Source organism: Mycobacterium sp. (genome assembly GCF_049673265.1).
GTDB lineage: Bacteria > Actinomycetota > Actinomycetes > Mycobacteriales > Mycobacteriaceae > Mycobacterium.
Map to the genome: position 1 here is coordinate 1 of NZ_JBATXN010000369.1, position 8,391 is coordinate 8,391.

The window sequence follows — 8,391 nt, forward strand, 5'->3', positions numbered from 1 at the left end:
ACCCGATGTTGCTGCAAGAAGGGCGCTCCGGTACCGGAATCTCGCCGAGCCTCGCCGAGGGTTGGCGACTGGACCGGCTGACGCCGCCGAGCCGGCTGTTCGGCGCCAACGGCCTACGGACCGGACCCGACGGCCGGATCTACATCGCGCAGGTGACCGGCAGTCAGATCAGTGCCCTCGACATCGATACCGGCCGGCTTGAAACCATCAGCGCCAAGGGCGGCGAGATCATCGCGCCCGACGACGTCGCGTTCGACCCGGACGGCACCCTCTACGCCACCGAGGTCATGGACGGTCGAGTCAGCGCGCGCGGCGCCAACGGCCGCACCCGGGTGCTACGCGACGATGTCCCCTCCGCCAACGGGATCACCGTTCACCGCGGGCGGTTGTTTATCGGCGAGTGTCGGGAAGGCGGGCGTCTGCTCGAGCTTGACGTGGGTGGTGGGCCGCCGCGGGTGCTGCTGGAGAATGTCCCGTCCCCCAACGCAATGGAGGTCGGCCCGGACGGATTGTTGTACTTCCCGGTGATGGGCGCCAACGAAATCTGGCGCATCGGCCTCGACGGTGGTGCGCCTGAAACAGTCGCCACCGGCCTCGGTGTACCCGATTCGGTGAAGTTCGACTCGACGGGGCACATCGTCTCGACCCAGGTGCACAGCGGCCAGGTGTTGCGCATCGACCCGCGTACCGGCGAGCAGACGGTGCTGGCCGATCTCAGCCCCGGCCTGGACAACTCGACCTTCGTGGGAGATCGGCTGTTCGTCTCGAATTTCACCGGCGAGATCACCGAAATCCTCGACGGCGGAAGGACTTCCACCGTGTTACCGGGCGGGTTGAACTGGCCGCTGGATCTTGCCGTCTGCGCCGACGGCAAGCTTTACATAGCCGACGGCACTTACTTCTACGTCCTGCTGCCCGATCGCACCCTGCAGACCGTGGGCATGCTTTTCACCCCGGGTTATCCGGGTTTCCTGCGTGGCCTGGCTCCAACCGGACCTGGCGAGTTCGTCGTCACCACCTCGGGTGGTCAAGTGTCGCGCTACCGGCCCGCCAGCTGCGAAACCGATGTGCTGGCAGATGGATTCGATCAGCTCTACGGGGTGGCGCCGGCCCCTGACGGTGCGGTCATCGCCGCCGAACTCGGGACCGGACGGGTATTAGCACTTCGCGCAGGGCGCACCGACGTGATCGCTTCGGACCTGCACGATCCGATCGGGCTGGCGTTTGCGCCCGACGGCACCTGCCTGGTCTCCGAAGCAGGCGCCGGGCGAGTAGTCGGACTCACCGGATCCGGCGTCCGAACGGTGGTAGATGACTTACAACGGCCACAAGGCATTCTGGTCCGCGGGCAGCAGTTATATGTCGTCGACGCCGACGCCAAGACGTTGATCGTCGTTGATCTGAACGACGGAACCCGGCACACCATCGCCTCCGGCTTGCCGGTCGGCGCTCCGCATGGGGTATCACCGAAGCCGCTGAAAGGGATGCCACCGTTCTCCGGGCCGCAGGGACCGTTCGCCGGCATCGCCGCGGGGCCCGACGGCACGATCTACGTTTCGGCCGACGCGGAGGGCAGCGTGCTCGCGATCCGGCAGGACGACGGCGATGGCTGACGACCGGCCAACCGACCACCGCTACCTACAGGTCGCCCGAGCGCTGCGGAAAGAGATCGTCGACGGCGTGTATCCGGTGGGATCGCAACTGCCCACCGAACACCAACTGTGCGAACGGTTTTCGGTTAGTCGCTACACCATCCGCGAGGCGTTGCGCCGGCTGCGCGACGACAACCTCGTCGCGTCACGGCCGCGGGCCGGCACACTCGTGGTTCCGCGGCCGTCGTCGGACTCCTATGTTCAAGATGTCGTCTCGATCAATGATCTGCTGGCCTTTGCCACCGGCGCGCAATTCGCGATCGAATCCACCGGGATGGTCCGCATCGACGACGAGCTGGCCGGCCGAACAGGGCTTAGCGCCGGCGAAGAATGGTTGGCCGTTCGCGGTTTTCGCCAAATCGATGGTGCGACGTATCCGGTGTGCCGAACCGAGTACTACATCAACCGGGCGTTTGCCGGTGTGGGCAGACTGTTGCAACGTCATAGTGGTCCGATATTCCCGCTGATCGAAGACCTCTTCGGGTTGAGCATCGTCGAGGTGCGGCAGGAGATCGCCGCTGTGCTGATCTCGCCGGTACTCGCCGCGGAGCTCAGCGTCGAGTCCGGTAGCCCGGGCCTCGAAGTTCACCGCACCTACGCCACATCTGACGGCGAGGTTGCCCAGGTGACGATCAATACCCATCCCGCCGCGCGTTTCCGTCACTCGATGACGATGCGACGGGTCCGCGGCTAGGCTCAACGCGTAGATCGCTGATGCCAAGCAACGTGACCGAAAAATCGATCAGTGGACGACGGGTCCGCTGGGACGACGACCGCGCCGCCGACGCCTATGGCCGCGGGTGGTGGGTGCATACCACCCTGGCTGACTCGTTGATCGAGGCCGCGCAGCGCACACCGCTGCGAACTGTTCTGATCGACGGTACTTGCGAAATCGACTGCAGGGGCCTCTACGAACAATCGTCGGCACTGGCGCAAGCGATGCTGACCCGCATGCCACCCGGCAGCGTGGTGTCGATGATGCTGCCCAATTGGCATGAGGCCGCGATCATTTACCTGGCATCGACGATGGCCGGAATGGTGGTGAACCCAATCCTGCCGTCACTGCGGGATCGGGAGCTGCTGTTCATTCTCAATGACGCGGACACTCGGATGATTTTCGTCCCCTCGGTTTTCGGACGGCACGATTACGCGGCGATGCTGGATCGGGTGGTCGGCCAGCTGGATTCGCCCCCGGAGGTTGTCGTAGTCCGCGGGGGCACGCCACTGCCTGCGGCGAACTCGTCGCCGGTGCAGCTGCCGATGCTCGACCCCGATGCTGTGCGCATGATTCTCTACACCTCGGGAACCACCGGCCGCCCGAAAGGCGTGCTGCACACCCATAACTCGATGCACGCGCTGATCTGTCAGATCCGCGACCATTGGCAGGTACAGCCCGGTGACCGGTTTCTGGTTCCGTCACCGATCGCGCATATCGGCGGCTCCATCTACGCGTTCGAGTGCCCGCTGCTACTGGGCACATCCGCGGTGCTGATGGAACAGTGGAACGCCGACGATGCGGTCGATCTCATCGGGGCGAAACACTGCAGCCACATCGCGGGAGCGACACCTTTTCTGGAGCAGATGCTCACCGCCGCCGAACGTGCCGGTACCCGATTGCCGGATTTGAAGTTGTTCATTTGCGGGGGCGCTTCGGTGTCCCCGTCGTTGATCCGCAGAGCGACCGGGTATTTCGAGCGCGCCACGGTCACCCGGGTGTACGGCTCGACCGAAGTCCCGGTGACGACGGTCGGCGCCCCACTCGACCCAGACCATGCCGCGGATACCGATGGGCGGGCGGGATTCGCGCGCATCGACCTCCGTGGTGGCGAGATTCATGCGCGCGGCCCGCAGATGCTGGTCGGCTACCTGCACGCCGACGACGAGGTCGAATCCTTCGACGACGACGGATATTTCCGCACGGGCGATCTCGCCCGCTGGGTCGATGACGACTACCTCGTCGTCACCGGGCGGGGCAAAGATGTCATCATCCGAAACGGCGAGAACATCGCGCCGAAAGAAATCGAGGACATCCTCATCGACTACCCCGGCATCGCGGAGATCGCCGTCGTCGGCCTGCCGGATGCCCGCACCGGGGAGCGTGCGTGTGCCGTGATCGTGCCGATGGATCAGTCGCGGCCTGACGTCGCGAGCCTGCGCAGTTTCCTGCAGGACCAAGGGGTTGCGACATTCAAAGCGCCCGAACAAGTGGTTATCTGGGAGCAACTCCCGCGAAACGACGCCGGCAAGGTGCTCAAGCACCAGATCCAGGCGGCCCTGACGAAGACGGACGGATGACATGCAGGTAGCGATCGTAACCGGCGCAACGGGCGGCATCGGCTTTGGCTGCGCGAGAAAGCTTTCCGAAATGGGAATGGCGGTGCTGGCTACCGGCCGCAACGAACAGCGCCTGGCCGAGTTGGCTAAAGCCGTTGGCGCTTCCGATCAAATTGCCACCGTTGCGGTCGACTTGACCGACGATGACGCACCCAGCCGCATCGTCGAAACCGCGGTCGAACGCTGGGGTCGCATCGACTTCCTGATCAACAACGCAGGCGTCGGAAATCCCACCCCGCTACACGGAACGGACGACGAAACACTGGATTACTTCCTCAACGTGATGTTGCGCGCGCCATTCCGGCTAGCTCGTGACGTGTTGCCGCACATGCAGCCCGGCTCGGCGATCATCAACATCACATCGACGTTCGCCGTCGTCGGCGGTCTGCGCGGCGGCCCGTACTCCGCGGCCAAAGGTGGCCTGACCGCGCTGACCACCCATATCGCCTGTCAATACGGATCGCACGGAATACGCTGCAACGCCGTAGCTCCCGGCGTGATTCAGACCGCGATGACCGAAGAACGCCTGCAGGATCAGGGATTTCGACGGATCAACACCGAGATGACACCACACCAACGATTGGGCACAGTCGACGACGTAGCGAGCACCGTCGCGTTCCTGTGCTCGCCCGGCGGCAGTTTCATCAACGGACAAACCATCGTGGTCGACGGCGGCTGGAGTTCCACGAAATACCTGTCGAAGTTCGCGCTGACCTCGGAGTGGACGGCCCGGTGAACTTGTTCGCGCTGCTCGAGCAGACGGCGCAGCGCTTTCCGGATCGCGGTGCGGTCTATCACGGCGAGCGGCGCTGCTGCACGTGGCGGGAGCTGCGGGACCGTGCGCTGCGCCTGGCGGGATCGATCCGGCAACACAGTCCGGCGGGCGCACGGGTCGCGATCATCAGTGAAAATCGCCCGGAGATCGTTGAGCTGCTATTCGGGATTTGGGCGGCCGAGCGTGTCGCGGTGCCGATCAACTACAAACTTCATCCCCGCGAGATGCTGCAAATCTTGGAGGATGCGGGGGTCTCGCAGATCTTCGCCTCGGCAGCCATCGCTGCCGAGTTCGAGTCGGGCTGTGCCTTTCCGGTGGAAAGCATTGAGGCAGAAGCCTACTCATGTCGACTGACCGGTGCGCCCGCAGAGGTGCCCGGCACCGATCCGTCGACGCTGGCGTGGTTGTTCTACACCAGCGGAACCACGGGCCGGTCAAAAGGCGCCATGCTCACCCACCGCAACCTGATGGCGATGACGCTCGCCCACCTCGCCGACATCGACGCGCCCGACGAGGGGTGCACTCTGATACACGCCGCACCGATGTCGCATGGTTCTGGCCTTTATATCCCGGCCTACGTGCTGCGCGGCGCTCGCCAGGTGGTGCCGAGGCGCAGCGGGTTCGATCCGGACGAATTCCTGGATCTGTGTGAGCAGCATCCGGGCTGCAGCGCCTTCCTCGCACCGACGATGGTGCAGCGAGTCATTCAAACAGGCCGCGCCTGTCCGAGCGAGCTCCGCACGATCATCTACGGCGGCGGCCCGATGTATGTGGAGACCATCAAGAAAGCGCTGGCGGCGTTCGGGCCGGTGTTCGCCCAGATTTACGGCCAAGGCGAGTCACCGATGACCATCACCGGCTTACGTCGCGCCGACCACGATGTCGCCGACGACGCAATCCTGGGATCGGTCGGCTATCCACGATCGGGCATGGACGTCGCGGTGCTGCGGGCCGACGATTCACCGGCCGGCGTTGGTGAGATCGGCGAGATCGTCTGCCGCGGTGACGTTGTCATGGACGGCTACTGGCACAATGCCGCAGCCACTGACGCGACGCTGCGCGACGGCTGGCTACGCACCGGCGATGTGGGCTCCTTCGATGCGCGCGGCTATCTGACGCTGCACGACCGTTCGAAAGACGTAGTAATCAGCGGCGGGACCAACATTTATCCCCGAGAGGTCGAGGAGGCCCTGCTCGAGCATCCGGGTGTGTCGGAAGCGTGTGTGGTCGGGGCGCCGGATGCGGAGTGGGGTGAGATCGTGGTCGCGTTCATCGTCGGCGGGGCCGAACCCGACGAGCTGGACGCGCACCTGCTGCAGCGCATCGCCCGCTTCAAACGCCCGAAGCGCTATCTGGCCGTGGACCAGCTACCGAAGAACAGCTACGGCAAGGTGCTCAAACGCGAATTACGTGCGCAACTGAACGCGCAGCCTCTTCCTTGAAGTGCGTCCAGGGTTGTGCTTCGTGACAAAACCACAGCCATAGACGCAATTCCAACGCAACCCGCGACCAACCTCCGCGACAGGCCGGCCCCTATCGAGCCGATTGTGTTTCGAAGTGGCTACGAATGCCCGACAGCATCGCGGTATGCGCATTGACAGCTTCACGACGGGTCAGCGCAGCCAGCGGGCGGGGCGCTGCGATCCGTAACCGCTCGGTGAGACGGGTGCCCGCATCGATCGGCTCGAACGCCACCGTGCCACGTAACCGCACCCGGGGGAACTGACGCGCTTCGGTGAGCACATCTCCGCGAACCGGAACCTCGACCCGAGCCCAGTAACTCACCCGGAGTGCGAACATCGCCACCGGGATGCGGTCGCGCACCCGATAGGTCTGGACGTAACCGTCCGCGGTCTCGTCGCGCGATATCGTTTGCACCGAAACAACCAGCGGGTGAACAACTGTGATGTTGCCCAGGTCCACGTAAAAGTCGCGCACCGCATCTGGCGCGGCCGGTATCTCTTCGGTCAGCGTGTGCGCGGTCTGGGTGATCCAAAAGCTCACAGTCGGCCCACCTAGCGGTTACGCGCAAGCGCTTCGACAAATGCGCCGATACGGCTGCGTGTTTCTTCGGTCATCCAACTATCCCGAACCTTCGTGTCTATGTTTGTGCCCGCATCGATCGCGTCGCGTGCCGGTTGGTGCAGGCGTCGCTTGGTGGCGGCGTACACCGCCGGGGAGTACTGACCGAGTTCGCGGGCGGTCGCGATCGCCTGCGGAATCAGCTCGTCAGTCGAGACGATGGTGTCGATCCAACCCCGCGCCAAGGCGGTGTCCGGATCAATCGTCTTGGCCTGCAGCGTTGCCCGGGCCACGGCGGTCCCCATCACGAACCGGCATATCTCAAGTGCGGCGACCGGGAACGGGACACCGACGGCAAGCTCGGTGAGCCCGATCGTCCCGGCCGACATCAACCGTATGTCGGCGCACATGGCGAGGACGCACCCGCCGGCGATGGCATGCCCGTTGACCGCTGCGATCACCGGCGCGGGGTGGTCAAAGACCGCGAGAAACGCCTCGGAAAGCGCGGTTACGAAGCGCTTGGCGTATTCGGCGCCGCCGTCGACGATCGCGCGCAGGTCGACACCCGCCGAGAAACACCGTCCGGCGCCGGTGATCACGACGGGCCCTTCGACGCTTCGCATCGAAGCGATGATCGCCTCGAGCAAGTCAAGGTCGAGAGCGTTGACCGGCGGATGGTCGAATCGGACCACGGTCACGCCGTCGTCGTCGGTCACCTCTGTGCTGGTCACGTATCCTCCACTCTGTCATGGGCTTTGCGCCCAAACAACCGCGCGCTTTCCGCACGCATCTCGACTTTGCGAACCTTGCCCGTCACGGTCAGCGGAAACTCGTCGACGACGTGCACGTAGCGCGGGATCTTATAGTGCGCCACCTTTCCGGTCGCGAAGGCGCGGACCGCATCAGCGTCGAGCGGGGGCCGCCCGGGCCTCATCCGGATCCAGGCACAGATCTCTTCGCCGTAGTCAGGATCCGGGACGCCGACGACTTGCGCTTCGTCGACGTCGGAATGGGTGATGAGGAATTCTTCGACCTCGCGCGGATAGATGTTCTCCCCGCCGCGGATGACCACGTCGCTTCGCCGCCCAACGATGTTGCAGTATCCGTCGTCCCGCATGACGGCAAGATCTCCGGTGTGCATCCACCCGTCGGCATCGACCACCTCACGGGTTTGGGCGTCGTCACGCCAATAGCCGAGCATCACCGAGTAGCCGCGGGTGCAGAATTCGCCAGGTGTTCCCCGTTCCACGACATCGCCCGTGTCGGGATCGATGATCTTGATCTCCACATGCGGGTGTGCCCGCCCGATGGAGGCGGTTCGGCGCTCGAGGTCGTCATCGATCAGCGTCTGGCACGAGGCGGGCGACGTCTCGGTCATGCCGTAGGCGATCGCCACCTCAGTCATGTTCATCTCGGCGACACAACGTTTCATCACCTCGACCGGACACACCGATCCGGCCATCATGCCGGTACGCAGCGACGACAGATCGGTGTGGGCGAAGTCAGGGTGTCCGAGCATGGCGATGAACATGGTCGGCACGCCGTACAGGCCTGTGCAGCGTTCCGTCTGCACCGCGGCCAGGGTGCGCTCGGCATCAAAGCCCGGCG

General features: G+C 64.5%; 8 protein-coding genes. 5 read left to right on the forward strand and 3 right to left on the reverse strand.

Going from position 1 to position 8,391, the window contains the following annotated elements; translation table 11 throughout:
• Positions 1–5: 5 nt before the first annotated feature.
• From WBF82_RS12790 to WBF82_RS12810, 5 genes are read left to right on the forward strand one after another with little or no spacing between them, the layout of a single operon-like run.
• The gene (locus WBF82_RS12790) at positions 6–1,613 is read left to right on the forward strand and encodes an SMP-30/gluconolactonase/LRE family protein (protein WP_424383398.1); all 1,608 of its coding nucleotides are present in this window, start codon (positions 6–8) and stop codon (positions 1,611–1,613) included.
• A complete protein-coding gene (locus WBF82_RS12795; RefSeq protein ID WP_424383391.1) occupies positions 1,606–2,346 on the forward strand; it encodes a GntR family transcriptional regulator in 741 nt (246 codons plus the stop codon). The genes WBF82_RS12790 and WBF82_RS12795 overlap by 8 nt, the downstream gene beginning before the upstream one ends.
• A 20-nt stretch (positions 2,347–2,366) precedes the next feature.
• Entirely contained in the window at positions 2,367–3,947 is a 1,581-nt protein-coding gene (locus tag WBF82_RS12800) for an AMP-binding protein (protein WP_424383392.1), read from the forward strand.
• A 1-nt stretch (position 3,948) separates the two neighbouring features.
• Positions 3,949–4,722 (forward strand): SDR family NAD(P)-dependent oxidoreductase, encoded by a 774-nt coding sequence (locus WBF82_RS12805; protein ID WP_424383393.1) that lies wholly within the window; start codon positions 3,949–3,951, stop codon positions 4,720–4,722.
• Positions 4,707–6,203, forward strand: a complete 1,497-nt coding sequence (locus tag WBF82_RS12810) for an AMP-binding protein (RefSeq protein WP_424383394.1) — start codon at positions 4,707–4,709, stop codon at positions 6,201–6,203. Before WBF82_RS12805 ends, WBF82_RS12810 begins: the two co-directional genes overlap by 16 nt.
• A 91-nt stretch (positions 6,204–6,294) precedes the next feature.
• Here the strand turns inward: WBF82_RS12810 and WBF82_RS12815 are convergent, their stop codons facing one another.
• The 3 genes from WBF82_RS12815 to WBF82_RS12825 form a co-directional block, all read right to left on the reverse strand.
• Positions 6,295–6,765 (reverse strand): SRPBCC family protein, encoded by a 471-nt coding sequence (locus WBF82_RS12815; RefSeq protein WP_424383395.1) that lies wholly within the window; start codon positions 6,763–6,765, stop codon positions 6,295–6,297.
• An 11-nt stretch (positions 6,766–6,776) separates the two neighbouring features.
• Positions 6,777–7,514 (reverse strand): enoyl-CoA hydratase/isomerase family protein, encoded by a 738-nt coding sequence (locus tag WBF82_RS12820; protein ID WP_424383396.1) that lies wholly within the window; start codon positions 7,512–7,514, stop codon positions 6,777–6,779.
• Positions 7,511–8,391 (reverse strand): AMP-binding protein (locus WBF82_RS12825; RefSeq protein WP_424383397.1); only part of this gene is annotated, 881 nt, incomplete at its 5' end. The genes WBF82_RS12825 and WBF82_RS12820, both read right to left, overlap by 4 nt.